The sequence below is a fragment of the Chryseobacterium sp. Tr-659 genome, from assembly GCF_011752975.1.
Classification (GTDB): Bacteria; Bacteroidota; Bacteroidia; order Flavobacteriales; family Weeksellaceae; genus Chryseobacterium.
Window position 1 is genome coordinate 41,874 of sequence record NZ_VWWP01000006.1, and the last position, 26,548, is coordinate 68,421.

The following is a 26,548-nucleotide window of genomic DNA, read 5'->3' on the forward strand; positions in this document are numbered from 1 at the left end:
GTATGAGATAACAAAATGAACTTTTATGATAAGATTAAAAAACAAACTGTTGATATTGCTCACCATGCTGCCAATAGCATCTTTCAGCCAGAATTATCAATGGCAATGGGGAAAGCAGGCAGGAGGAGTAACAGGCTCGGCTGATCCGGGGTTTCATTATATTTTTGATGAATCAATAAGGGATATCGTAGTAGATAATAATAATAACACGTATTATCTGGCATTGATGCGGGAACAGGGGCAAAACCTGAATGGCACATCGGTAACCAACTATGGGCTTAGCGATCTTTTTCTATTCTCTACCGATTGTGAGGGGAATATAAGATGGTCTAGAGCGATAGGCGGCTCAGGAGACGGAGAGAATGCCTGGCATATAAAGATCGATAATAACGGGGGATTATATATTGTCGCTACCATTTACAATAATTCATATGCAGGAGATCCGAATGCAGTACCTGTACATTTTGATGATACTCATACTCAGCCCTTGTATACCTATTTTGATCAAACCATAGAGCCTGCTCACAAAGCAGCCTTTCTGCTGAAATATAATACATCTGATGGTACGCTGGCATGGAGTAAACCTTTGCAGGGAGACGTTAATTATTTTTCTCGTATGTGCGATGTTCAGATGATGTATATGGATTCTTCCAAAAATATTCATTCGGTGATGGGATTCAGAGCGGGAACCCATTTGGGAGGTTTAATTACGGTACCATCAACCTATACCTCAACTTATCAGTATTATGCAGTTAAATTCAATTATGATAATGGAAATATGACTCCGGCTACTCCGGTGCTTCTTCCAATTACCGGGGATGCAATAAGCGGTGTAGGAAGAGAAGGAAAGGTGAATTTAGTATATGACGAAAGTTTGAACCGGTACTATCTTGCAGGGAAAAAAATGGATGCAGGCTTCAGTAATATGCTTGATCTGTCCTATAATAATGTTCCGTTTACAAAATCAGCTTATGTGCTGGCTTTTGATGGCAGCACAGGGGCAGAAGTCTGGAGAAGAGAAATTAACAATGGCGGAACCGCTACAGATGACGAAATTCATTCTATTGTAAAAGATCCTGCGACGTCGGATATTTATATTTCAGGTCGTTACTTTAACGGAATATCAGTGCCTGCAACTTTTGGAAATTATACTTTTCCGCTAAGAAATTATGTTGAAACAGTTCCATTTGTGATGAGGATTAATGCTTCAGGTGCTGTACAATGGGCGAGAACCCCTGAGGGAATGTCCGGTCTTCAGTTTGGATATCGTTTTACAAAAGGAGTACTGGCTATTAATGGAAATGAAATAGCGTTTGCTAAAGGCAGCTGGTCTGATATCTGGGGAAGTTATGTAATGACACGCCCTGATGGAGACAGATCAGATCCTTTATTGGTAAGGCTTAACAAAGATACCGGAGCAGTTCTGGGAACAGGTGAAATTCTAAGTAATTTTAATAAGACAGATGAATTTACTGCAGTTGCTGCAGATAAAGATGGGAATTATGTCGTAGGTGGTTTTTTTCATGATCAGCTTTTTGTAGATCCTAATGATGGTGTTAATACTATGGCGATTAACGTTATGGGAGGGAAGTCACAATCTTTTTTTACAAAATTTGCTAAATCGGCATGCAGCCAGATGTCAGTAGAAGAGACTGCCGCTCAGGCGGGAATACAGCTTTATCCGAATCCGGTACAGGATGTACTCAACATCAGAAGCAAAGAACCATTGGTTTCTTATGAGATCTTTGGAACTACAGGACAATTGATAAAACAGGGAGGTTTAAATATGACACAGGAACAAATTGTATTATCTTCTCTACAGACAGGAGTATACTATATTAAATTAAAAACCAAATCTTCCACAGTAACTGAAAAAATACTGAAGAAGTAATCTGAAACAGAATCACTGATCATATTATATACAGACGGTGCTTTCTTCTGAAAGCATCGTTTTTTTATGCTGGAATTTCAAAAATCCTATATATGGCAATATTAGATTTTAATCTCAATATGATTGTTCCGGCTATTCATTATTTTTGCAGAGAATTAAACAACCGGATTGTTTATCCTGAACTATGAGCAATACATTTTCTGACAACGCACAAATTGAGGTAGTTTCTACATTTTCCGAACTGACAAATACAGTTTTCCAGGGAACGGTGAATGCCATTTGCTGGAAAAGAGATTTATTTGGAAATTTTAAAGAAATTGTATCTAAGCTTCAGTTAAAAGAGAATATTACCGAAGTTTATATTGAAGATCTTTTAGCATTGGAGCTATCGGAAGAAGGTGTTGCGGCAAGGGAAATTATTTTAAATGATCTAAAGCAGCTGACTGATTTCGGAGCATTACCTTCCCTCAATTTATTGAAATCCTATGACCGTGATGATGAGCTGGATTTCATTTCAACAGATGTATATTCTTATCACGTTGATCGCTCACCGGTTGGCACAGATACTTTCCTGTGCACCTATCATGGTGCGGCAAGTGATATCATATCCAATGATCAGGTTGAACAAAAAATTTTAATTCCTAAAATCCGGGAAAAGCTTAAAGAACTGCACAACGGTCCGGAAGAGGAATTTGAAACCTTTCTTAAAGAATATTTCTTCGATTTGCATTATGAGCCCAAGCCCAATGCTGAACCGGTTAATTTAGGATTGGGGCATCTTTGGCGTTTGGCGGTAGATCATCCGTCACAGCAGGTTTTACCCTGTGTTCACCGAGCTCCTGTTGAAAATGATGGTGAATATAGATTGCTGCTGATTTGCTAAAGGTTGCAGAAGCTTCAAATGAGTTTGTTCTGTATTTTTGAAGGAAAAGTAGGGTGTCTCAGATTATTTTGGAAGATGTGCCGTTAATTCAACTTCTAATTTTGATTTAGGCATATATAACCTTTTTATTTGTACCCATGTTGCTGCCGGAAAATCACCATTATAAAATTTTTTTCTGACATAATTATATTTTTTCATGGCTTCAATATCTGTTGTATATAAGTTTTCTTTTACCACATTTTCAAATGTAGCCCCATAACTTGATAGAGCTCTTTTTAAAGCATTATAAACTGAAGTAATGCCTTCAGGAGTAATGTCGTTAGTAACAACACCTGAAATGTAAAGGATATTGTCAACTTTTAAAACCTGAGCATAGCCTGCAATTGTATCTTGTTGTGCCTTGTTGTCCCAATGCCATTTCTCTTTTTTAATTTTTGCTTCCTGTGAAAAAGCAGCGCAGGAAAATAATACTATCGGAAGAAGGAGGAAATATCTCATAATTTTATAATTTAGGAATAGGTGCTTTTATAAAAAATGCAATAGCCGCCGTTATATTGTTAATGATTACCATGAAGTCCGAAGAGATCCATCGTTGTTTGTACAAACGTTATGAGCGCTGAGTGCTGATGCCTAAATTACAAAAAAATATTGTTTATCCATATTTTATAGATATACCTATTGATTAATCATAATCTCCCCTGATCTCCATTTGAAATAAGCTTACCGTTGCATTATCATAATGAGCAGGAAGTCCTTTAGTGTGTTTAAGCGTGGATAAGCCCAGGAAGTCGAAACCGCATTGTATGTAATACTCAATCAATCCCGGATTATCACCTACAGTATCCATTCTTATAAAACGTTTATTATTTTCCTTTGCGAAAACCATGGCCCATTCTACAATTTGCTTCACAAGATGTTGACCCCGGAAATCCGGGTTCGCTGCAATCCTGTGAATATATAAAGATGGATCTATATTCCGCTCTTCCCAGATTTGAACATCGCTGAAAGTTGTTGCCCAGATACAGGCAATTTTATTATCAATGATAAGCTTCCATTGTCTGTTTTCTTTAATTTCAGTTTCAATAAGGCTTCGTTCAAATTCCGGCCAGTGAACAGGAAATTTCGTTTTTTGAAGGTCTGTAGCGATCTTATAGAGTCTGAAAATTTCATCAATATCGTGGTGGGTACTATTTTGTATTGTCATGGCTTTAATATTTAATGACTGCTGTAACCTCAATTTCCAATAGTACATCTGGTCTGAAAAGCTGTTTCACTTCTACAGAAGTTTGTGCAGGAGGCTGTGCCGTATTTATGTATTTATTTCTTATGGTTCTGAATGTTGGAAGATGAGAGATATCGGTAAAGTAATTATTCAGTTTAATAATGTTTTTCATACTGCCGCCGGCTTTAGCTAGCTTCTTTTGGATATTAGAAAAAATATATTCAGCCTGCTGTTCAAAGTTTCCCAAACCAACAGTGTTACCATTTGCATCTAGAGCCAATTGTCCAGAAAAGACCAGCATTTTGGCTGTTCCTAAATTAATTTCTACATATTCTGAATAGCCAAACTGTGAAATTTCGTTGTGCTTTACCATGATATTCTTATTAGGCGTTATTTTGTTTGCTTGTGCATTGCCGGAAATGGCTGTTCCTGATAAAAGGAACAATACCATTATTTTGCGAAAATAGAAGAACATTGTGGATATTATTTCTTATCCTTGTTTGATACCACAGGATTAATCTCTGCATCTGTAATTCCATATTTTGCCATTCTTCCACGATGATCCTCAGTTCCCAGATAGGTAAGAAGCTGCTTGTTTACAGCATTAATCAGTGTTGAATTTTCTTTTTTAAACGAGAAAGCACCCACTGGTATTTGATCTTTGCTGTCGATTGGATGATGAACAGATTCTAATTGAGGATTAGCCTGAGCAATAGAGTTGTTTCCGATTGCGGTTGCAGCAAATGCATCAATTTTACCTTCAAGTAAAGCTGCGATCACTTCAGGCTGGTCTTTATACATGGAAATCTGGTTATCCGCCACACCTGCTGCTTTTGCTTTTTCAAACTGTACCTGGCCAGGTATCAGTCCCAGACGTGCATCTGCCCGCTTTCCAACAGCTTCATAGCTGGTTAGGTTTTTAGGATTCCCTTTTAAAACTACAAATCCATCTCCTAAAGCCCAGACAGGAATACTGAATGTTACCATTTTTTCACGCTCGTCAGTTGCGAAAATCGGAACATTCATATCCCATAAGCCAGCCTGAACATCCGATAGAAGATTTTCAAACGTTGTATGGATGTATTCAATATCCGTAATGCCGATGGCATGCAGGATTGCTTCCGCCAGTTCTATATCAGCTCCTTTTACGTTATCGCCTTCTGTCCAATAGAAAGGAGGTTCATCAACATAAGCTATTTTTATTTTCGTGTTTTTGTCCAGCGTTTTGGGTTGGAAATCTTGTGCCTGCATAATTTTAAAATTAAATAGTATGATAATGAGTGTTAATAATTTTTTACTCATATATGATTGATTTAATGAAATGTATTACAAAACTACGAGTGATTTTAATATCATAACAGATACAGATTTTGTATATTTTTCTGTAACAGATTGGCTTCGAAATGATATTAACACTTTATAAATGTCCACATCTCAGTAAGATGCTTATAAGATTATGGTGGTTAGATCTTACTCCTTGTAATATTTGCTTAAATTTGTTAAACAGGTGATACTGAAAAGTAAACATTTAAAAACAAAATAGTTATGATTAATCAAATAAAAGAATTTAAGGATAACGCCATTGCGCTGGAGATATATGGGGAATTCACAGAACCGGATGCATTGCTTATAGAGAAGCTTTTCCAAGAAAAGCTGAATGAAGGGCATCAGCATATCAATATACTCATTAAGGTAAAAGATATGTCGGTGATTAAAGATATGAAACTGAAAGGTTTTTTTGAAGGCGAACTTTGGGGAATTAAGCACTTTGGAAAAATAGGACGTTGTGCCGTTGTATCCCATTCAGACTTTATGAAATCGGTAGTCACTATTGAAAATAAGGTCCTTCATTTGTTCAATCCTTCCCTGGAAGAGAGATATTTTGATGAAACAGAATTGGATGAAGCGTTAAAATTCATAACCCCCAATGAATAAATTAAATGATAACTCACAGAGTTTAAAACATTGACGAATCTTCGTCAACTAAGAATGCTTAAATTCTTTGTGAGTTTGGTTGACGATCAACTGATCAAAATTCATGAACAGCACTGCTAAAAAGCTTTCCTAAACCGGCAAGGGCAAGTTCTGTTTTTTTCTCCCAAAGACCTGAATAACTGATACGTAGATAATTCAGATAATCTCCGCCGGATGAAAAAAGTTCGCCGGGAGCATAAGATACACCCTGATCTATTGCCTTTTCAAGAAGTTGGGAAGTATTGAGGGGAGCAGGAAGCTCTATCCAGATGTAAAGTCCGCCATTAGGCTGTGTAATTTTGGTCCCGGTAGGAAAATATTGCTGGATAAGAGTGGTATAACGGTGGAGGTTCTTTTGCATTTCAAGCCTGAATTTCAACAGATGTTTTTCCAGGGCACCGGAGCGAAGCAGCTGGAGAATGACTTGCTGGTTGAAATTGGAAGTAGAATGATTAAGCACAGATTTAATTCTTGCAACATTATAGGTGAAACGTCCTGCTGCACACCATCCAATCCTGAGTCCGGGAGCTAAAGTTTTGGTAAACGAACTGCAATACATTACCCAGCCATCAGTATCATAAGTTTTTATTGTATCAGGCCTTATTCCCTTAAAGAAAAGGTCAGCGTAAAGATCATCTTCTATAATAGGGATTTGCAGCGTATTGGCCAAGGCTGCCAGTTCTTTTTTTTCTTCTGTACTGATACTGGAACCATCGGGGTTATTGAAATTGCTGACAATTACACAAGCTTTGACAGGTAATTTTTGACAGACTTGCCTTACTTCTGCAGCAATAATACCTGACACAGGATGTGAAGGTACTGAAACAGCTTTCAAACCAAGACATTCAATAATCTGGAGTATACCGAAAAAGCACGGTGACTGTACAAGTACAGTATCCCCAGGCTGTGTTATCGCTTTAAGGCAGCATAAGATAGCTTCTGAAGCACCGTTGGTAATAACTATTTCATCTGCATGAACAGCACCTTTCCAATGCAGGGAACGTTTGGCGATCTCTTCCCGTAAATGCTTATTCCCGTAGCGGTTCTCCAGTCCGAGATAACTTCCGCTGTAATCTCTCGAACTTTGCTGGATAAAACGTTTAATACTATTGAAAGGAAGTAATCTGTTATCAGGGAGTGCATTGGTAAATGAGACAAAATTCTTTCCAGTTCCATCAAGCGGTAACCTTTGCAGTAAATTGTCAATATGTACGGTTTGTGCCGATAACGAAACAGGTATTACAGTAGGTGTCATGATCTCTTTACCTTGAACATCCTGTACAAAATATCCCGATTTCTCCTTAGAGACAACCAATCCTTTTTCCATTAAATAATTAAAAGACTGTAATATTGTGCCAATGCTCAAGCCTTTTTTTTGATGCAAATTCCTAATGGAGGGCAGCTTATCACCAGGTTTAAAGGTTCCCTCCTCAATCATTTTGGCGATTCTGTTGGCAAATGTGATATAAACAGGTTCTTTCATAAAAGATTAAACTGTTATAGATTAATGTTCAAATTTAAAATCTGTTAAATATAGTGAAGTTTCATAGATGCCGTTCCAGCAAGCCCTATAAATTAAACTCAACTTTATATTTTCCCGTGGAAAAGTCCAGTATTGCAGTTGATTTATCAATTTGTGGTTTTTGTTTTATATTATTAATTAATAATACATATTGTTTTTTTATTTATTATTCTTTAAATTGCATAATACAATAACTGCCTTGTCAATATTTGCATATTGCCGGGTTTAGTAGTTTTTTTGAACATGATTGTCCTATAATTCTTTTACGGTATCTATTTTGATATAACGTTATTAAGAGAAAGAATGTTATTAAAAAAGGAAACTGATAGTTCAATTTCTTTTTTGTTAAATTATTGATCACAATAATTAATAGTAAGGCCATTCATATTTATCTTATATTTTTTCACAGTCACTTCTTTTAATCAGTTACAGCCTTGTAGAGGTTTTGTATACTGTATTCACTAATATTAAATTTCTTTTTTATGAAAACAAAAATGTCTCACTTTCATGAGAACCTATTTCTAATGAAAGAAAGTATTGCATCCGCAGGTAATAATTTGCTCAATGTGAATTTTTATCTTGAACTGAAAAAACTCATTGTAGTTTCAATTATTGTTCTATTGACAACAACTTCCGTCTTTGGACAAAATACGGGGTATATGGATGATCGATCCTCTATTACCGTAAAAACAGAGCTTGCTCCACCACCTTTACCTGATTATGTTCAACCCTTATGTCCTGGTGATGGCTACCTGTGGACCCCTGGATATTGGGCATGGGCTGCAAACGGTTATTATTGGGTTCCCGGAGTATGGGTACTGCCTCCTGCTATTGAACTGCTATGGACTCCTGGATATTGGGCATTTTATGATGGATTTTATGGATGGCATCCGGGATATTGGGGCCCCAGAGTAGGATATTACGGAGGAATTAATTATGGTTTTGGGTATTTCGGAAATGGTTTTTATGGGGGAAGATGGGATAGAGGACATTTCATGTATAATACTTCAGTATGGAGAGTAGATAAAAATATTCATAATACTTATATCAATAAAGTCAATATTGTTAATACAAACCGTGAAAGCTTCAATGGCGGAAAAGGAGTAGCTTACCATCCCAACAAGGACGAAATGGATGGGATGCGTAATGATAATCGTATCCCGGCAAGTAAAGAACAAATGGACCATGAGAAGAATATGGGAAATAACATGGGACAGTTTCGGAACAATAATTCCGGACCAGCCATTCATAGTATGACCTTTCCGGGAGGTCGGGGATTTGATGCCGGAGGAAGAGAGATGAAAATGGGAGGAATGGGTAGAGAAGGAGGAAGAGGAAGAAGGTAAGTCAAATTGAGAAGAGAAAGTCTTGCTCCCATTCTCAATATATTGATGAAAATAGATTAAAACCAAGGGCTATACCGTTTGGAAAATTTCTTCCATGTCTGTATAGCCCTTGGTTTTTTGCTTTATAACATTAATGTCTAATTGATATTATATAAGATACATACTGATCGCAGCTTAGGTTGATGTTAAATTTAATAATGTATATAAATATTAATTTTATAAAAGCTCAGCACTCAAATTGTGTGTTTCTACTTCCCGATACAAAACTTAGAAAAAATATTCCCCAGTACCTCATCGTTGGTTACTTCTCCTGAGATTTCGCCCAGGTGTTCCAATGCATTTCTGAGTTCATAGGCAAGCAATTCTGTTGAAATCTGGAAAGAAATGGCCTCTTTTACTTTATGAACCGCATCTAAAGATTTTTGCAGCGCTTCAAAATGACGCTGGTTGGTAATAACAACATTGTTTTCTTCAGTTTTTAAATGCTCAACATATGAAGAAAGTTCATTCTTAAGATCCTGAATGTTTTGATTTTCAACAGCTGAAATTGTAATGAAGTCAAACTCATGGGCAATGGCATTTCTGAAAATGTCTTCTGCCATTTCATACTTTGTGGGGATAACTTCATCAATTTTTGTAGCACAGATAATAAGCTTCAGATCATTCCTTAAGAGAGATTGGATCATTTCAATGTCTTCAGAGAAATCTTCCGTTGCAGCATCGGCCAGATAAACAAGAATGCTGGCATTTTCTACTTTTTCTTTTGCTTTCTTTACTCCGATCGCTTCAATTTCATCTACTGTCTCACGAAGTCCGGCAGTGTCAATTAAGCGGAAGGCATGGCCTTTAATATGTAAAACTTCTTCAATCGTATCTCTGGTTGTTCCTGCAATATTGCTTACAATAGCCCTTTCTTCTTTCAATAAAGCGTTGAGTAAAGTTGATTTTCCCGCATTCGGTTTTCCGATAATAGCTACTGCAGTCCCATTTTTAATAGCATTTCCGTATTGGAAGCTTTCAATAAGTGAATTTAATTTTACTTCAATCTTATCCAGTAATCCGTTTAGAGCGGTCCTGTCTGCGAATTCCACATCTTCTTCAGCAAAATCCAGTTCCAGTTCAATCAGGGAAACGAAATTCAGAAGATCGGTCCTCAATAATGATATTTCATTGGTGATACCTCCTTTCAACTGATTGATGGCTACTTTTCTGGATGCTTCATTTTCAGAAGCAATCACATCAGCAATAGCTTCCGCCTGGGAAAGATCAATTCTTCCATTGATAAAAGCACGAAGGGTGAATTCCCCTGCTTTGGCCATTCTGGCACCATTTTTAATCAGGGTTTCCAGAATACGTTTTCCAATGTGTGGAGAACCGTGAAAAGCGATTTCTACAGAATTTTCAGTTGTGAAACTTTTCGGAGCCAGAAAGATAGAAAGCATGATTTCATCAATAGCTTCCTCTCCATCCATAAAATAACCGTAGTGAATGGTATGGGATTTTTGTTTTTCCAGTTTTTTTGCCGGAAAACTTTTCTGAACTATAGGTAATACTTCATCACCTGAAACTCTGATAATGCCTAAAGCACCTATTCCATTGGCTGTAGCCAGTGCACAAATGGTATCGTTATTCATGCTGCAAATTTAAGCTTTTTAATATAAATTTTTAGAAGAGTATATTATTCAGATAATCTATTATTTCATTAATGAAAAATCGGAACACGTATTTTATATATCAATGCGTTTTCACAATACTTTGATATTTCATTATGTTGTTAATGAGAATAATATCTCCTCAAGCATTTGTTGTTTTTTTTCTTTCAAATAGAATCTTGCGAAAAAAAAATAATTGAATTTTTAAATAATATAAAAACATTTCTTGAATAGCTGTAACTTTTCGTTTGTATAATATTTTGTAGTTGAGGTTGTTAAGGGCGTTGAACTCGATAAACGGTAAATTTTTTTATTGAAAAAATAAGCTTCAGCTAGCATTTATATTATTATTTGTTGTTGAAAATGAGTTTGGTATGTTAATTGTTTATTAGCCGGTCGTTGATGTCAAAATTTTAAATATTTGCCATTAGAATGCGAAAAATCTGTTAAATTATTATAAATATACATGGATAGCTTATTTTTTTTAAATCTTAATAAGAAAATCATTTCTTTATTAATGGTTGTCTTTTACGCTGCTGTCAATGCACAGTGTATTCCCTATACCGGGCAGCCAATGATAAGTGGAAATACTTATTGTCTCAATGGAAACCTCAATGTAGGTACCAATATTAGTATTCCAAATGGAGCCACTTTGTTGATCCAGTCAGGGCAATTGCAGTCTGTTGATATTCAGGTTGTTGGTGTTTTGGATATTGGTGATGGGGCAAGTGTAAAATCTACCGGTACCATTAAAGTGGGTTCATTTGGATCTCAGCAGAATTCAAAAATAACACTAGGAACCAAGTCGTTCTTATCTCTGGTGGGATCTGTAATACAGGAAGATCCTACTTTTGGCGGTTTTTTTCCTGGAACAACCTCCGTAATTGAAATGGGGACAAGTAGTGTTGTGGAAATATGCGGAACATTTACCCAGCAGTCAACAACTTATCCATCTGTTGAGTATATCGGTATACCTACAGGTAAGGCTTATTGTATTGCCAAGGCAGATGTAAGTGGAGGCGGGGGAGCTTCCATAATTAGTGATGATAGTCAGATTGTGGCAATTGCTATGGGTTCCGTAACAGGACTGGGTATGGGAAATGCAAGTTTTTGCGGCCCCAATGCAACAAAAGCAATGTGCCCTGCCTTGTGGCCTGAAGGATTATCAGAAGATAAAACAAGTTGTGGGAATGCACCTGTGATTATTGATGATATGGATGGAGTTTGTACAAAACCGGGAATGGCGGGAGCGCCTGACGGCTTTACTAAATTCGGAATTACTGTACAGCAGAAAAATGAGGCGTGGCCGGAGAATATTCCCAACGGTTTCCTTGCTTTAGAATCAAAAAGTAAAGGTTTTGTTGTTACAAGGGTTCAGCACGTAAGCCAGACTCCGCAGCCTGGTGATGCAATTGCAGATCCTAAAGAAGGAATGCTTTTATATGACATTCAGGACAAATGTATAAAGCTTTATAATGGTACCGAATGGAAATGTGTACAACAAAGCTGCAATGATTAATTTAAAAGGTTGAGAATATGAAAAATATAAAGAACATCAGCATTGCAATTGCTTTGGTTATTTTTAGCAGTTTATCATCCCAGGTAGCAATAGGTAAACAGCAGGTAGATGGCAATAGTACAGTACTGGATTTTGATAACGCAGCGGGAAATACAAAAGGATTGATTCTTCCGGCTATTTCAGGGTTTCCTACAGGATCTTTGGTAAACGGAACATTTATTTTTGATATAACGGATAATAAAGTAAAGGTATATGAAAATGATGTATGGAAGTCTTTATCGGATGCCGGGAATTCAGGTGCTATTGCTGCAAATAATTCTGTTGAAGTAGGAAATGGAGTAGTTGTTGGTAATTCATCAAGCAGTGCAGATGGTGTTTTGGTATTGGAGTCTTCGGATAAAGCGATGGTTCTTCCAAAAATAGCAGCCCCTCATATTAATGTGAAAAATCCTTATCCGGGAATGATGTGCTATGATACAGCCAGTAAAACATTGGCTGTCTTTGATGGATCAGTATGGAATTACTGGAAATAAGAAATATAAAATCCCGGATCTCCGGGCTGAAACCTTTAAGCAGTTGTATCTGAATACAGCTGCTTTTTCATGTTCTGTAAAACACAAAAAAGAGGGGTTACAAATAAAGAATATGTAACCTCTCATCACTAAACTAATAATATTGATTGTAATATCTCGCAGATATTATTTCATCCTGGAAAATGTTTTTTAGGCTTTTGTTGTTTGTACTGTATTTTATTATGTTTAGTGTATAAATTAAATCCCACTCCCCTTATTTTCATCATTTATGGTATCACTTGTGTACTGATTATTAGACTAAATTCAAATGGTGGTGATGGGAGTGAGATTTGTTTTGTTACTGAATTATCATAGAAAGAAATTTAGATTTTCTTTCTTGTCTAAATTTTTGTTAGGGTTAATTTTTTTATGTAACAAACATATTTAATAATTGGGTTTATTTCCAAAAAGATAACATACTACATAGCTTCATAGTGTTAGCTTTTTGTATTTTAAAATTCTGTTTTTTAGTGTGTTATATTTTACTTTTGTTAGTTGTTTTTATCATGAATGTATGTAAAATGTTAACAGCATTTTATTTCATCTGAATAGGTTTTTATATCAGATGTTTAGGGTGCTTTAATGGAGAAGGCTTTTAAAACGTAAAATTTATACTTCTTTTAATTTTTAAATGATAATTGACTCCGAGTTATTTTTTAATCATTTTTTAAAAAGAGGAGTAAAATAAAAATGGACATTGCTGTATTATGATCCAGGTGTTTTTAAATAATTTGGGCGCTTTCTTTAATACTGTTCATAACAAAAATACTTTTGGTTTGACCAATGCCTTCGATCTCTGAAAGTTTGTTTACAAAAAACTCATGAAACTCATCCATATTGGGAGCGAGGATTTTCAACATGAAATCAAAATCGCCGCTGATATTATAAAATTCAACCACTTCTTTAAGCTTTCCTACCTCCTCAATAAATTTTCCTGCAGTTTTATTATTATGAGCATTTAAAGCGATCATACAGATGACCATCATACCTTTATTCACCTTTTTACGGTCAACCACAGCAGTGTATTCCTTAATGATTCCAAGTTTTTCCATGCGCTTAATACGCTCGTGGGTAGGAGTTGTGCTCAGATTAATTCTTGCTGAAATATCACGGACACTCATTTTTGCATCTTTCTGGAGAAGTCTTAATATGGAAAGATCTTTCTCATCGGGGGTATAATTTTCTGCTGCCATTTTGTTCTGTTTTTTGAGATTTAATTTGAGGTGTCAGTTGTTTTGTTCTTTTTAAATGTTTTTATTTCAAATATTGTTCCAAATTTAAGTTTAAATTTTATAATATGTTCTATTAATTCTAATTTTGCAGGAAATTTGAACATATGGACAGGAGGAAAAACTTAATTTTAATTTTAGCATCGGTAGGAACTTTTGTAGAGGCTTTGGATATTGCCATTATTAATTTAACAATTCCTTCTATTCAGGAGCAGTTTCAGATTGGTGCGGAAACTGTACAATGGTTGCAGACTTTGTATGTGCTCTTCTTCGGAGGGTTTCTGATCATTGGCGGAAAGCTTTCAGATCAGATCGGCAGAAAAAAAATGTTTTTGCTGGGTGCTTTGATCTTTATGCTGACTTCACTGGGAGCGGGATTGTCTCAGAGCTTTGAAGTACTGGCTGTTTTCAGAGCTTTGCAGGGGTTGGGAGCAGCGTTGGTGATGCCGTCAGCTTTATCTATTGTTACCAATACCTTCAGAGGAGAGCAGGAAAGAAACCGTGCGATCGGAATTTTCAGTTCTTTTGCTGCAATTGGTTCGGGAAGCGGTCTTTCAGTAGGTGGAATTATCAGTACATATCTTAGCTGGCATTGGGTTTTTCTCATCAATGTTCCGATTCTTTTAATCACCTTAGTACTGTCTTATTACTATCTGCCAAGAGACGAAAAAAACGAAACTGCCCGCAAAACAGATGTGGTTTCCGGATTACTGATGGTGCTGGGGCTTTTAAGTCTCACTTATGGAACACATGAGCTGATTCATATTAAAGAACAGCCGTTCTTGGTTGTTGGTTCCCTGGTTCTGGCTGTAATGCTTTTAATTATGGTATATTATCGTTTAAAATCTGTTGCAGAACCGCTGTTTGATTTAGAGCTTTTAAAACACAGGTCATTGGTGGTTTCCAATGCGGCTTTTTTCTCGCTGGGAGCATTTTTTATAGGATTTTTGTTCTTAATTTCACTGATGCTTCAGAAAGATATGGGATATAGTGCAGCTTCTGCCGGATTAATGCTGGTCCCGTTCAGTATTATATCAGCTTTAACGGCTAAATTTATTCTCCCTCTTGTTTCCAAGCGATTAAGCTCTTCACAGATGGGTGTTTTTGGATGGTTGTTCATGTTGATGGGTGGGGTACTATTGTTGATTTCAGTTTTTACCGGACATCCTTTAACTGTAGTTCTGCTAGGAGCTGCATGTATTTCGGGGGTAGGAATGACGTTCTGTTTTACAGCACTTTCCGTAATGGGTATCCAGGATGTTGAGCCGGCAAATTATGGATTGGCTTCAAGTTTGAGTTCTACGAGTTACTTTCTGGGAGCCGGAATTGGACTGTCATTCATGACTTTAATGAGCCAGGTGTTTCCTTCGGAATTTGCAGTAGGAAGTTTGAATCTGATTGTTTTAATCAGCTATGCACTACTGGCAATCGGGATGTTACTTTATTTTATATGGAAAAGCTTAAAAGTGAAGCAGGCAAAAGTAGCTGTTTCATCATAAGCAATCTTAAAAATACACAAACTATATAAGGAAGAATCGATACTTAGGTGTCGGTTCTTTTTTTGCAAAAAGATAAACAGTAAATTCGCCTATTCGCCTATTCGCCTATTCGCCTATTTGCTTTCTCAGCTTTCTTCACTTTTTTCTTCTCCCTCCTTATTCACTACCTTTGCCTCTTATTATATATTCATGAAAATACAAATCATCAGTGATCTTCATCAGGAATTCGGAAGTGCGGAAATCTATTTTGATAATGCAGATGTGGTTATTCTGGCAGGAGATATTCATCTGGGAACAAAAGGTATAGAATGGATTAAAAATAAAATTTCCGATAAACCGGTCATCTATGTTTTGGGAAACCACGAGTATTATAAAGGTTCATATCCGAAAACACTTAATAAAATTAAAGAAGCAGCACAGAATTCGAATGTCTTTGTACTGGAAAATTCATTTGTAGATATTAATGGAATTCGTTTTCATGGGGCAACGCTATGGACAGATTTCTCCATTTTCGGAAATCCGGTTAAATACGGAATAATCTGCCAGCCAAAAATGAATGACTATAAAATGATCAGACGAGATCCTTCCTATTCAAAAATGAGAACAATTGATATCTTTAAAATCCATCAGTTTTCAAAATTGTGGTTGAAAGAAAGCCTTGAAAACTCGAAAGGACTTAAAAATATTGTAATTACCCATCATGCACCAAGTCTGAGATCTGCACCGGAGCATTATAGAGAAGACCCGTTAACAGCAGCCTATGTTTCGGATCTGGAGAATATGATAACAGAGTATAAACCTTTATACTGGATTCATGGCCATATTCATACCCCTTGCAGATATACCATTGAGAACACGGAAATTATCTGTAATCCTCACGGGTATATTGATGAGCAATATAACGGCTATAATAAAGAACTGATTATCGAGATTGTTGAATAGGGTATAAGTACAGAGATGTAAAAAAACAGGTCGGTCTGTAAGCTGATCCCTCGGTCTTTTTTACCTTTTTACTCTTTCATGATTTTGCTCTTTCCCTCTTTAACAACTATTCACTACCTTCGTATCACAATTTCTTTCAATGTCCAGAAAATCAAACCCGGAACCCGATTTTGTTTCACAATTAGCTTTTGATGAGGTGCTCTCACAGGTTGAATTTGATCTCAGAATTCAGGAGTTTGTGGTTATGGAGATTAATAGAGCGAACTATATTATAAAGCCTAATATCCCTTACCGCTCAGACTATTTCTGTGTTTTTATGGTGCAGAAAGGGAGTGTGAGCTTCAGGCTTGATGACAAAAGCTATGAAGTATCTAAAGGAGATATTGTCTTTTGCCCTATAGCTGAAACATTCTGGGTAGATCATATTGCAGATGATTATCACGCGAAATATATTTTCTTTTCTGTTGATTTTATTTCTGAGGCCGGGTTTAATTATAAATCGAACAATGTTTTGAAAAGCCTTTCTGCGGATCCTACCCACATCATCAGAAATGAACCTGATTTGTACAGAAGGCTGGATTTTCATCTTGATGAATTGAAAGTGTTGAACAATAAAGAGAAAGATAATTATTATTTTAACGAAATGATCTGGCATCACTTTTCCTTGGTGATCTATGAAATCGATAATTATTTTAAAAAAATTGAAAGACCTCATCTGGTTACCCACAGAGAAGATGAACTTACTACCAGCTTTTTCAAGCTTGTTCAGGAGTATTTCAAAGAAGAACATAATGTTCAGTTTTATGCAGATAAATTATTTATCAGCCGTAAATATCTTACGAAGGTTATTAATAAGACAACATTTAAATCGCCAAGAGATATCATTCATCAGGTTTTAGCGGTGGAAGCGAGACTTTTGCTTAAAAACCCGAATTTGAATGTGAATGAAGTGGCTGCACAGTTGAAATTTTCAGATCAGGCATCTTTTAGCAAATTCTTTAAAAAACATACCGGAAGGTCGCCGTTAGAATATAGGAAAGATGATTTGTATTGATAATGAATGAGTTGTGTGTCTTGGTGTCTTTTTGCTAAATTTGTATTAATTTTTGATTCATATTATTAAATATTATCATCTATAATGTCTATAAATGATATTTCTCATGTTTTTAAAAATAAGGAGTCTTTTTGACAAAACAAGGAGTTTTTCGAATAATCCTATTGAATTTTTTTCGTTCGAATTTTGTGCGGAAAATTTAAAAGGAGTATTGTTATGCAAAGATTTTTTATTCAGAAATCAACCATACTTTTCCTCTCGTTAATCGTTTTAGCGGGATGTAGGAAAAATAATCAAAACCAGTCGTATCAACAACAGGCGCCGGAACTTCCTGTAGCAGCAGTGAAGCAGGGAGACGCATCTGTTTCCAGAGAATATGCAGCATCGGTAGAAGGGGTTTCCAATGTGGAGATCAGACCTCAGGTAACAGGATATTTAAGCAAAATTTTTGTGGATGAAGGTGATTTTGTAAGAGCGGGACAGGTTTTGTTCAAAATTGAAGATCAGGTATTCCGTGAGCAGTTGAAAAGTGCTCAGGCTGCTTTAATCACTGCTCAGGCTAATCTTTCAACCTCTAAAATTGATCTTGAAAGGAAAAAAGAGCTGTTTAGAAATAAAATGGTTTCAGAAATACAGGTCAAAGAAGCGGAAGCAGCTTATAACGCGGCAAGAGGTGCTGTAAGCCAGTCGGCATCTGCTATTGAATCTGCTAAGATCAACCTTAATTTCTCAACGATTAAAGCTCCTGTAAGCGGATTTATCGGAAGGTTCAATTACCGTTTGGGAAGTCTGATGACCCCTGGTAATCAGGAGCCGATCACGTTGTTATCAGATATTCATCAGGTATACACTTATTTCAGCCTGAGTGAAAATGATTTTAATAATTTCCAGAAACAGTATATCGGGAGCAGTATTGATGAGGTGATCAAAAATACACCGGCGGTTTCTCTTTTGCTTTCCGGTGGAGAAAAATATGCGGAAACTGGAAGAATTGATGCGGTGGAAGGACAGTTTAACAAAACCACAGGTTCTATTACATTAAGAGCAAAATTCGATAACCCAAAGAATATTTTGAGAAGCGGAAATACCGGAAAAGTAGTAATGGATCAGTTGTACAGCAATGTTGTTTTACTTCCTATTGCTTCAACCAGAACCATTCAGGATAAGGTTTTTGTGTTTACCATTCAGGCCGGAAAAGCAGCCATGCTTCCCATTGAAGTTGCCGGTAAAGCAGGTGATAATTTCATTGTTTCCAAAGGTCTTAAAGCAGGTGATGAATATATTGCCAGTGGTTTCGACAGATTGCAGCCGGGGACTCCTGTAGTGGCACAAAAGAAAAATGCTCAACAGAAAAAATCCTAAAAAGAAATCATGTTAAAGAAAATTATAAAAAGACCCGTACTGGCAACGGTTATCTCCGTATTGCTTGTTATTCTTGGAATTGTTGGTATGGTGAGTCTTCCGATTACCAAATTTCCGGACATTGCACCGCCTACCGTTATGGTAACGGCTGCTTATCCGGGAGCCAATGCTGAAACTATTGCAAGATCTGTAGCTCCACCACTGGAAAATGCAATCAATGGCGTAGAAAATATGGATTATATTACCTCTACGGCCAGTAACGACGGAACATTAAGCATTACGGTTATCTTTAAGCTGGGAACAGATCCTGATCAGGCTGCAATTAATGTTCAGAACAGAGTGGCACAGGTAACCAATCAGCTTCCTGCAGAAGTAATTCAGGCAGGAATTACTACGGTAAAAAGACAGAACAGTATGATTGCCATGGTTTCCCTTACCAGTAAAGACGGCTCAATGAGTGATCTTTTCCTTGAAAATTATGCAAAAATCAATATTGTACCGGAACTGAAAAGAGTAAAAGGAGTAGGTGATGCAATGGTATACGGAAATAAAGACTATTCCATGCGTATCTGGCTTGATCCGAATAAACTGACCTCATATAACCTTACTCCTGCAGATGTATCCCGTGCCATCCAGACGCAAAACCTGGAAGCAGCACCCGGAAGATTTGGGGAGAGAAGTAAGGAGGTGATGGAATATGTTCTTCGGTACAAAGGGAAATTCACGGAACCGGAACAATATGAAAATATTACCATTAAAGCTTTGAATGATGGTTCCGTTTTAAAACTGAAAGATATTGCCAAAGTAGAATTCGGAGCTTACAGCTATACCGTATCTTCTAATTTTAATAAGAAGGCTTCCGTAACAATGGCGATTTTCCAGATGGCAGGCTCCAATGCCAATGAAGTGCAGATTGCCCTTCAGGAAAGAATGAAAGAACTCGAAAAATCTTTCCCGGCAGGTATGGATTATGAAATTCCGTATGCAACAAAAGAAGCGTTGGACCAGTCGATAGAACAGGTGATTCATACACTGATAGAAGCATTTATTCTGGTATTCATTGTCGTGTATATCTTTCTTCAGGACTTCCGTTCTACATTGATTCCGGCTATTGCAGTTCCGGTTTCTATTGTGGGAACATTCTTCTTTATGAAGGTTTTCGGATTTTCGATCAATATCCTGACCTTATTTGCCCTCGTACTGGCTATTGGTATCGTTGTAGATGACGCAATTGTAGTAGTGGAAGCTGTACATGCTAAGATGGAGCATAAAAAATTAAATCCGAGAGCAGCAACCATGTCAGCAATGAGCGAGATTACAGGAGCAATTGTTTCTATTACTTTAATCATGTCTGCGGTTTTTGTTCCTGTAGCATTTATGAGTGGTTCCACAGGATTATTTTATCAGCAGTTTGCTTTAACGCTGGCAATTGCCATTGTGATTTCAGCTATAAATGCACTGACTTTGAGCCCTGCATTATGTGCTTTATTTTTAAAGCATCATCATCCGGGAGCTCATGAAAAAATGAATTTCAAAGACCGTTTCTTTGCCGGATTTAATGCCAGCTTTAATAAACTGACTTTCCGCTATGGAAAAGCAGTGCTATTCCTTTTGAAAAGAAAGTGGATTGCTTTCGCTATGATTGTGGCGTTTGGAGGGTTGTTCGCATGGATGTCTATGACAACACCCAAAGGATTTATTCCGGATGAAGATCAGAGTTTTATTATTGTAACAGCTAATCTGGCTCCGGGGGCGTCAAAAGACAGAACATCTAAAGTAGTGTCAGACACGGAAGATCTTCTGATGAAAAATCCTGCTGTGGACAAAGTAATTTCGGTGGACGGATTAAACCTGTTCAGCGGCTCTATGTCATCTTCTGCAGCTTCTATTTTCGTTAAATTAAAAAAAGGAGGAGAAAGAGGACCTGTTAACAACATCAATGACATCATAGGACAAACCCAGGGAATGCTTTCTCAGGACAAAAGAGCTAATTTTCTTGTGATCAATACTCCAACGGTAGATGGTTTCGGAAACACGAGCGGAATGGAACTGGTGCTTCAGGACCGTACTAACGGAGATCTTCAGAATCTGGGGAATATTTCCTACGGAATGATGGGGGCTTTGATGCAGAGGCCGGAAGTTGCGGTAGCATTTACAACATTTGATGTTACATATCCTCAGTTTGAAGTACTTGTTGATGAAGTGAAGTCTGCGCAGCTTGGAGTGAATGTTTCAGATGTGCTGGGAGTAATGCAGGGCTATTACGGAAGTATTCAGGCTTCGGATTTTAATAGGTTCGGAAAATATTACAGAGTATTGGTGCAATCCACTCCGGAGACAAGACAGGATAAAGAATCACTGAACGGTATTTTCGTTAAAAATAATTTAGGGCAAATGGTTCCTGTCAACACGTTGGTAACCCTGAAGCAGGTAACAGGTGCTGAAGTGGTAGATCGTTTCAATTTATTTAATTCATCTAATTTAACCGTAATGGCAGCTCCGGGATACAGTACAGGTCAGGCTATGGCAGCAATTGAAGAGGTAAGCAAGCAGGTACTTCCTCCGGGATATACGTATGATTATAAAGGGATGAGCCGTGAAGAAGCGGGTTCCAGTTCTCAATCAGTGATGATCTTTGGATTGTGTATCGTGTTCGTATTCTTTCTTTTATCAGCACAATATGAAAGTTATATCCTTCCATTGGCCGTGCTGATTGCTATACCGGTAGGTTTGTCGGGGGTGTTTGTAGGAATCACATTTGCGGATCTTTCCAATAATATCTATGTGCAGATTGCTTTGGTAATGCTGATTGGTTTATTAGCGAAAAACGGTATTCTGATCGTGGAATTTGCCATTCAGAGACGCAGGGCAGGAAAGAGTCTTATTGCTTCTGCTGTGGAAGGTGCCAAGGCACGTTTACGTCCTATTTTGATGACCTCCCTGGCCTTTATTACAGGACTGATACCATTAATATTTGTAGTAGGTCCGTCAGCGTTGGGTAACCATTCCATCGGGTATGCTGCTATTTCAGGAATGCTGTTCGGAACGATCTTAGGGATTTTTGTGGTTCCCGTTCTTTTCGTAGTATTTCAGGCTTTGCATGAGAGAGTCAATGGAAGAGTAGTAACAGATGCTGACTGGGAATATTAATTCAAACGATTTTAAAAATGAAAATTAGAAATATAGCATATATCGCATTCATTTCCGGGACTGCAATTTCGTGTAAGGTCCAGAAATATGAACAGCCTGAGGTGAAAATGCCGGAAGCTTTCAGAAGTGACAGTATTGTTGCAGATCATCAGGAGAATATCGCTAAGATCAGTTATAAGGATTTTTTCAAAGATCCTGTTCTGGTAAGTCTTATAGACAAAGCTATGGTACAGAATAATGATCTTCAGGCAGCTTTAAAACAAATCGAGTTTGCTTCTTTAGCTTATCATCAGAGCAAATGGGGAAATGTTCCAGTAATTAGTGCTGCAGCCAATGCAAATATCAATCGCCCATCGGATAACAGTATGAATGGAATGATGGCCGGGCAGTTCATGGGAAAACGATATATGGAAGATTATACAACCTCCATTAATATTTCGTGGGAAGCGGACATCTGGGGAAAGATCAAAGGGAGGAAAGAACAGGCTTTAGCTGAATATCTTAAAACACAGGAAGCTGCAAAGGCTGTAAAAACCCAGCTGGTGACTGCTGTGGTTCAGGGGTATTATAATTTGCTGATGCTGGATACTCAGTTGGAAATAACAAAATCCAATTTGATTTATGCAGATAATACATTAAAATTTCTGATAAAACAACAGGAGCTGGGCTTAACAACTGCTTTAGCGGTACAACAACAGGAAATTGTAAAAGATCAGATCCTGAAATCAATTCCGGCTATTGAAAGTTCTGTTGCTACTCAGGAAAATGCGCTGAGTTTGTTAACCGGTTCCATGCCTGGTGCCATTGAAAGAAATGCAAGTTTGGATAACGTAGAATCGCCGGATCAGATAGGTGCAGGAATTCCTTCAGAGTTATTAAGTTACAGACCGGATATTAAAACAGCAGAGCTTGAAGTAAGGAAAAGTGCTGTGGCCATCCATATTGCAAAAGTTAATATGTATCCTTCTTTGAATATTACAGCACAGGGCGGAGTGAATGCTTTTCAGATCAGTAAGTGGTTCAGTGTTCCGGGATCTCTTTTCGGGATGGCGGCCGGAGCAATTGCACAGCCTATTCTGAATGGAAAACAGCTGAAAACACAGTATGAACAATCTAAAGTATTGGCTGATCAGGCGGAGCTCAACTTTAAGCAATCTGTCTTAAAAGCTGTTGGTGAAGTTTCCGATGCTTTGGTGCAGATCCAGAAACTGGAAGAACAGCAGAAAATTGCTGAGGGGCTGGCTGTGAAATCAGGAGAAGCAGTGAAGAAGGCAGATTTGTTATTTAAGTACAATTCTGCAACTTATGTGGAAGTGATTTTGGCTCAAACCAATAAACTGCAGGCAGAACTGGAACTGGCTTCTCTGAAAGCTCAAAGACTGAACGCTATTACAGCTCTTTACCGTTCCGTAGGCGGCGGATGGCAATAAAGTAAAATTGAATCTGCTTCGTCTTTGATGATGAAGCAGGTTTTTAATCCATTATCATTATGAAGACAAATATACAAGATGGCATCATTCTTATTCCGGATTTCAGCGGATTTACCGAATTTGTGTTCAATACAAAACTGTACACCGGAGAATATATTGTAAGACAGCTGCTGTCTACACTGATTGATGTAAATGATCAGTATTTTGAAATTTCTGAAATTGAAGGAGATGCTATTTTATTCTATCGCTATGACGAAAATCCTTCTTACCAAAGTATCTCAAGAATGCTCTGGAAAATGAGAAGTGCCTTCAATAAAAGAATAAAAGAGCTAAGTAAGAGTCTGAGTACTACCATTGATCTGTCTCTTAAATTTATTGTTCATTACGGGTCATTTTCACAATATAATATCGGAAACTTCAGAAAGTTATACGGGAAAACCATTGTGGAAGCCCATCAGCTTTTGAAAAACGGAATGGCAGAACAGCCTTCATATGCGTTGTTCAGTAATTCTTTTCTGGAGAGCAGTAAAAATCAAGAATCTGAATTTAACAATGATAAACAAAACCTGCCGGAAGTAGGGGTTATTCATTATTTTGAAAATTTAAACTAGCATATTTTTTAATTTTAATTCCTTGTAAATTTGCTATTGCTAGCGGCCCGGGTGAGATCCGGGCTTTTTCTATTGATAAGACTTTTTAAAATACTTCTGTGTCTTTTGTGGTTTAGTAAAAAAACGCCTTTAAAAAAAATAATGCATTCATAACATATTTTAAAATTTTTTTAAGTAAAATTCAAATTACAGATAAAAGGTGTTTTTAAGAATATTTATTATGGAGCTTATTTGTATTGTATTGTTTTATTAAAAATTTTATATCATTTTCTGCTTTATGTTTAAGTGTGTTGTCTGTATTTGACTGACAGATAGGTATTTATTTTATTTTTTTTTACTTTTTGATGTAACAAAGTTATAGAGATAGTGGTCTTATAAGAAAAACTATATTTTACATGAAAATAATTTTATTTCCAATAGCAATATTAACAGGTTCTTTAGCTTTAGCCCAGACACAGGCAGCGAAAGACACGGTAAAGACTAATGCCAAAGAAATAGAAGGAGTTACTCTTGTTGCCAGAAAGCCAACGGTGGAGTCTAAAGTGGACAGAACCGTTTTTAATGTAGCGAACAGTGCTATTTTAGCCGGAAATACAACGTGGGATGTTCTAAGAATGACTCCATTGGTAAGTATTGATAATAATGATGCGGTAAAAGCAGAAGGACAGACGGTTACTGTATATATTAACGACAGAAAATCAATTTTTACAGGAAAAGAACTGAAAGAATATCTTAAAACAATACCTGCAGATAACCTTTTGAAAATTGAAGTGATTACCAGCCCGTCATCACGCTACGAAACCTCAGGATCCGTTATCAATATTGTACTGAAGAAAAGGGATGATGAAGGAGTGAAAGGAAGCATCTCATTAAATAACAGACAAAGTACAAAAAATTCACAATACACAAATTTCAACCTGAATTATCATAAGAAGAAATTTACCCAGACCTTTATAGGAAGTTACAATAGCGGAAATTACGTTCAGAAAACCCAGACCTGGGATAACCGGTATGAAAATAATAAGCTTACTCAATTCAGCCTGGAAAATATCATGAGAAATGAGAGTCCTTCTCTTTCTTCCACTTCGGAATTCGCCATTGATGACAAAAATAATATCGGACTTGTATTGGAGTATTCACAGAATAGAAATTTATCTACTGCAGAATCTGAGGGATTGATTTCGTTGAACGGAGTCCCCGGAGATTCTTACCAACAGATGCAAAATATGTGGGGGTTCAGCCGTAATCTCGGAACGAATGCTTTTTACAAGTACTATGATAAAGAAAAAAACAAAATCTTAGATATCAATTTAGGAACCAATTATTCCGGTGATAATAATGATAATTTAATTGATAAGCTGATTGATAAACAGGGAACGAACGCAGCACAGCAGTTAGGGGTAATCAGTGACAATCAGATGCGTAATTACTACCTGAAAGTAGATTATACACAGCCAATAGGAAAAACAGGGGGAACCATTGAAGTAGGGGGTAAAACTGAAATCAATAACCATTCTATTTCCAACAGTCTGTATGGTACCAGTATGAGTGATCCAGGATCCGAATTTTATGATCTTTCCAGAGGAGACAGATTCCATTATGAGGATAATCTAAGCTCTTTGTATGCCAACTACAGCAAAACGTTTTTCAAAAAACTGGAAACAAGAATAGGAGTTCGTTATGAATATATTGATTTTAAAGTAAGACAAGATGTTGCAGGTACTGAGAGAAGAGATTCTTATGGCAGTTTCCTCCCGAACTTATTGCTGAAATATACCTTTTCAGATAAATATGATGTAAGCCTTACCTACAACCGTAGTATCTGGAGACCTTGGTATGCAGAGTTCAATCCTTTTCTTGTTCCGGAAATTAACGGAACCTACTCCAGAGGAAACCTGTATTTGAATCCTAACCCTAACGACCGTCTTTATCTGAAATTCGGAATTCTGAAGAAGTATTTTATCTCCGCAAGATACATGCATACGAACCAGGATTATTGGACAACTTATGTAACGGAAAATGGAAGAACTGTTTCTTTGCCGGGGAATTTCGATGGAAAAGTTGAGAAATACTATCTTTTTGCCAATACCAATCAGAATTTCCTGAAAAATAAACTGAATGTGAATGTTGGATTTGGCTGGTACTACATTAACAACAAAGACTTTAATGAAAAGAATAAGTTAGGTGCTAAAGACTATATCAGCTATTGGGGTGGATCACTGAACGCATCTTATACAAATCTGTTCAACAAGAATATTAATATAAGTGCCTGGATGGAAATTGCCAATCAGAACAACGGAAACTCATATGCCAACAATACGAATGTCTTCCACAATATCTCTGTAACTAAAATTTTCCCTAAAACACAAATGGAGCTGAGTATGCAGCTCATGAATATTTTCAAAAGACCTTATGGTGATAATACGACCTACGGACCGGATGGAACATTCAGAGAATACTCAAAATGGGACTGGTACGGGGTTTCTCTTACTTTTGTAAAACGTTTCGGAAACCAGAAAGTAAAAGAAAATACCAAAACCGATGTTGAGAAAAACGGTGGTGGCGGAAAATAATTCAAGATTTGTTAGATAAAATGTATAGCAGGTTCCTGATTAGGAATCTGCTTTTTATTTCTCTCGCTGATCATACAGATCTTTCTTAATTATCTGCTGTATCTGGAAAATCTGCGT

21 protein-coding genes are annotated in these 26,548 nt (G+C 37.0%); 14 read left to right on the forward strand and 7 right to left on the reverse strand.

All coding sequences use genetic code 11. The annotated features are described in order from the left end of the window. Nucleotides 1-25 precede the first annotated feature (25 nt). Both F3J23_RS13825 and F3J23_RS13830 read left to right on the forward strand, forming a co-directional pair. Complete coding sequence (locus F3J23_RS13825) at nt 26-1,891, forward strand: T9SS type A sorting domain-containing protein (RefSeq protein WP_167029984.1); 1,866 nt, start codon at nt 26-28, stop codon at nt 1,889-1,891. Nucleotides 1,892-2,075: 184 nt separating this feature from the next. Next, nucleotides 2,076-2,774 (forward strand): DUF1826 domain-containing protein, encoded by a 699-nt coding sequence (locus F3J23_RS13830; RefSeq protein WP_167029987.1) that lies wholly within the window; start codon nt 2,076-2,078, stop codon nt 2,772-2,774. Between the two features lie 63 nt (nt 2,775-2,837). Here the strand turns inward: F3J23_RS13830 and F3J23_RS13835 are convergent, their stop codons facing one another. The 4 genes from F3J23_RS13835 to F3J23_RS13850 all read right to left on the reverse strand — a co-directional run bounded on the left by F3J23_RS13835 (nt 2,838) and on the right by F3J23_RS13850 (nt 5,298). Further along, entirely contained in the window at nt 2,838-3,272 is a 435-nt protein-coding gene (locus tag F3J23_RS13835) for a RidA family protein (RefSeq protein ID WP_167029990.1), read from the reverse strand. Between the two features lie 184 nt (nt 3,273-3,456). After that, on the reverse strand, nt 3,457-3,978 hold the full coding sequence (locus tag F3J23_RS13840; protein ID WP_167029993.1) for a GNAT family N-acetyltransferase: 522 nt from the start codon (nt 3,976-3,978) through the stop codon (nt 3,457-3,459). Between the two features lie 4 nt (nt 3,979-3,982). Then, entirely contained in the window at nt 3,983-4,447 is a 465-nt protein-coding gene (locus F3J23_RS13845; protein ID WP_228455339.1) for a RidA family protein, read from the reverse strand. A gap of 32 nt (nt 4,448-4,479) precedes the next feature. Further along, nucleotides 4,480-5,298, reverse strand: coding sequence for a transporter substrate-binding domain-containing protein (locus F3J23_RS13850; protein ID WP_228455340.1), 819 nt, complete (start codon nt 5,296-5,298; stop codon nt 4,480-4,482). Between the two features lie 243 nt (nt 5,299-5,541). On the opposite strand from F3J23_RS13850, the gene F3J23_RS13855 reads away from it, so the two are divergent. Continuing rightward, entirely contained in the window at nt 5,542-5,931 is a 390-nt protein-coding gene (locus tag F3J23_RS13855; protein ID WP_167029996.1) for an STAS/SEC14 domain-containing protein, read from the forward strand. 94 nt (nt 5,932-6,025) lie between these two features. On the opposite strand, the gene F3J23_RS13860 is transcribed toward F3J23_RS13855, so the two are convergent. After that, the gene (locus F3J23_RS13860; protein ID WP_167030001.1) at nt 6,026-7,453 is read right to left on the reverse strand and encodes a PLP-dependent aminotransferase family protein; all 1,428 of its coding nucleotides are present in this window, start codon (nt 7,451-7,453) and stop codon (nt 6,026-6,028) included. 521 nt (nt 7,454-7,974) lie between these two features. Here F3J23_RS13860 and F3J23_RS13865 point away from each other — a divergent pair. Continuing rightward, nucleotides 7,975-8,838 (forward strand): YXWGXW repeat-containing protein, encoded by an 864-nt coding sequence (locus F3J23_RS13865; RefSeq protein ID WP_228455341.1) that lies wholly within the window; start codon nt 7,975-7,977, stop codon nt 8,836-8,838. Nucleotides 8,839-9,086: 248 nt separating this feature from the next. Here F3J23_RS13865 and mnmE read toward each other — a convergent pair whose 3' ends face one another. Continuing rightward, nucleotides 9,087-10,472: a tRNA uridine-5-carboxymethylaminomethyl(34) synthesis GTPase MnmE gene (mnmE, locus tag F3J23_RS13870; protein WP_167030004.1), complete on the reverse strand. Its 1,386-nt coding sequence runs from the start codon at nt 10,470-10,472 to the stop codon at nt 9,087-9,089. A gap of 484 nt (nt 10,473-10,956) precedes the next feature. On the opposite strand from mnmE, the gene F3J23_RS13875 reads away from it, so the two are divergent. Both F3J23_RS13875 and F3J23_RS13880 read left to right on the forward strand, forming a co-directional pair. Further along, a complete protein-coding gene (locus F3J23_RS13875) occupies nt 10,957-12,009 on the forward strand; it encodes a hypothetical protein (RefSeq protein ID WP_167030007.1) in 1,053 nt (350 codons plus the stop codon). A 17-nt stretch (nt 12,010-12,026) separates the two neighbouring features. Beyond that, entirely contained in the window at nt 12,027-12,542 is a 516-nt protein-coding gene (locus tag F3J23_RS13880; protein WP_167030010.1) for a hypothetical protein, read from the forward strand. Between the two features lie 761 nt (nt 12,543-13,303). Here the strand turns inward: F3J23_RS13880 and F3J23_RS13885 are convergent. Further along, on the reverse strand, nt 13,304-13,774 hold the full coding sequence (locus F3J23_RS13885; RefSeq protein ID WP_167030013.1) for an Lrp/AsnC family transcriptional regulator: 471 nt from the start codon (nt 13,772-13,774) through the stop codon (nt 13,304-13,306). Between the two features lie 143 nt (nt 13,775-13,917). On the opposite strand from F3J23_RS13885, the gene F3J23_RS13890 reads away from it, so the two are divergent. The 8 genes from F3J23_RS13890 (at nt 13,918) to F3J23_RS13925 (ending at nt 26,431) form a co-directional block, all read left to right on the forward strand. Continuing rightward, the gene (locus F3J23_RS13890; RefSeq protein ID WP_167030016.1) at nt 13,918-15,309 is read left to right on the forward strand and encodes an MFS transporter; all 1,392 of its coding nucleotides are present in this window, start codon (nt 13,918-13,920) and stop codon (nt 15,307-15,309) included. Nucleotides 15,310-15,498: 189 nt separating this feature from the next. Next, entirely contained in the window at nt 15,499-16,251 is a 753-nt protein-coding gene (locus F3J23_RS13895) for a metallophosphoesterase (RefSeq protein ID WP_167030019.1), read from the forward strand. A gap of 139 nt (nt 16,252-16,390) precedes the next feature. Then, nucleotides 16,391-17,305 (forward strand): helix-turn-helix domain-containing protein, encoded by a 915-nt coding sequence (locus F3J23_RS13900; RefSeq protein ID WP_167030023.1) that lies wholly within the window; start codon nt 16,391-16,393, stop codon nt 17,303-17,305. A gap of 216 nt (nt 17,306-17,521) precedes the next feature. Further along, nucleotides 17,522-18,667, forward strand: a complete 1,146-nt coding sequence (locus F3J23_RS13905) for an efflux RND transporter periplasmic adaptor subunit (RefSeq protein WP_167030026.1) — start codon at nt 17,522-17,524, stop codon at nt 18,665-18,667. Nucleotides 18,668-18,676: 9 nt separating this feature from the next. Beyond that, nucleotides 18,677-21,817, forward strand: a complete 3,141-nt coding sequence (locus F3J23_RS13910; RefSeq protein ID WP_167030029.1) for an efflux RND transporter permease subunit — start codon at nt 18,677-18,679, stop codon at nt 21,815-21,817. Nucleotides 21,818-21,834: 17 nt separating this feature from the next. Continuing rightward, on the forward strand, nt 21,835-23,247 hold the full coding sequence (locus F3J23_RS13915) for an efflux transporter outer membrane subunit (RefSeq protein WP_167030032.1): 1,413 nt from the start codon (nt 21,835-21,837) through the stop codon (nt 23,245-23,247). A 59-nt stretch (nt 23,248-23,306) separates the two neighbouring features. After that, on the forward strand, nt 23,307-23,858 hold the full coding sequence (locus F3J23_RS13920) for a DUF2652 domain-containing protein (protein ID WP_167030068.1): 552 nt from the start codon (nt 23,307-23,309) through the stop codon (nt 23,856-23,858). 395 nt (nt 23,859-24,253) lie between these two features. After that, nucleotides 24,254-26,431 (forward strand): outer membrane beta-barrel protein, encoded by a 2,178-nt coding sequence (locus F3J23_RS13925; RefSeq protein WP_167030071.1) that lies wholly within the window; start codon nt 24,254-24,256, stop codon nt 26,429-26,431. Nucleotides 26,432-26,548: the final 117 nt, after the last annotated feature.

Coding starts and splice junctions, on each gene's coding strand:
- F3J23_RS13825 (WP_167029984.1), top strand. CDS start 26: ATGATAAGATTAAAAAACAAACTGTTGATATTGCTCACCATGCTGCCA.
- F3J23_RS13830 (WP_167029987.1), top strand. CDS start 2,076: ATGAGCAATACATTTTCTGACAACGCACAAATTGAGGTAGTTTCTACA.
- F3J23_RS13835 (WP_167029990.1), bottom strand. CDS start 3,272: ATGAGATATTTCCTCCTTCTTCCGATAGTATTATTTTCCTGCGCTGCT.
- F3J23_RS13840 (WP_167029993.1), bottom strand. CDS start 3,978: ATGACAATACAAAATAGTACCCACCACGATATTGATGAAATTTTCAGA.
- F3J23_RS13845 (WP_228455339.1), bottom strand. CDS start 4,447: ATGGTATTGTTCCTTTTATCAGGAACAGCCATTTCCGGCAATGCACAA.
- F3J23_RS13850 (WP_228455340.1), bottom strand. CDS start 5,298: ATGAGTAAAAAATTATTAACACTCATTATCATACTATTTAATTTTAAA.
- F3J23_RS13855 (WP_167029996.1), top strand. CDS start 5,542: ATGATTAATCAAATAAAAGAATTTAAGGATAACGCCATTGCGCTGGAG.
- F3J23_RS13860 (WP_167030001.1), bottom strand. CDS start 7,453: ATGAAAGAACCTGTTTATATCACATTTGCCAACAGAATCGCCAAAATG.
- F3J23_RS13865 (WP_228455341.1), top strand. CDS start 7,975: ATGAAAACAAAAATGTCTCACTTTCATGAGAACCTATTTCTAATGAAA.
- mnmE (WP_167030004.1), bottom strand. CDS start 10,472: ATGAATAACGATACCATTTGTGCACTGGCTACAGCCAATGGAATAGGT.
- F3J23_RS13875 (WP_167030007.1), top strand. CDS start 10,957: ATGGATAGCTTATTTTTTTTAAATCTTAATAAGAAAATCATTTCTTTA.
- F3J23_RS13880 (WP_167030010.1), top strand. CDS start 12,027: ATGAAAAATATAAAGAACATCAGCATTGCAATTGCTTTGGTTATTTTT.
- F3J23_RS13885 (WP_167030013.1), bottom strand. CDS start 13,774: ATGGCAGCAGAAAATTATACCCCCGATGAGAAAGATCTTTCCATATTA.
- F3J23_RS13890 (WP_167030016.1), top strand. CDS start 13,918: ATGGACAGGAGGAAAAACTTAATTTTAATTTTAGCATCGGTAGGAACT.
- F3J23_RS13895 (WP_167030019.1), top strand. CDS start 15,499: ATGAAAATACAAATCATCAGTGATCTTCATCAGGAATTCGGAAGTGCG.
- F3J23_RS13900 (WP_167030023.1), top strand. CDS start 16,391: ATGTCCAGAAAATCAAACCCGGAACCCGATTTTGTTTCACAATTAGCT.
- F3J23_RS13905 (WP_167030026.1), top strand. CDS start 17,522: ATGCAAAGATTTTTTATTCAGAAATCAACCATACTTTTCCTCTCGTTA.
- F3J23_RS13910 (WP_167030029.1), top strand. CDS start 18,677: ATGTTAAAGAAAATTATAAAAAGACCCGTACTGGCAACGGTTATCTCC.
- F3J23_RS13915 (WP_167030032.1), top strand. CDS start 21,835: ATGAAAATTAGAAATATAGCATATATCGCATTCATTTCCGGGACTGCA.
- F3J23_RS13920 (WP_167030068.1), top strand. CDS start 23,307: ATGAAGACAAATATACAAGATGGCATCATTCTTATTCCGGATTTCAGC.
- F3J23_RS13925 (WP_167030071.1), top strand. CDS start 24,254: ATGAAAATAATTTTATTTCCAATAGCAATATTAACAGGTTCTTTAGCT.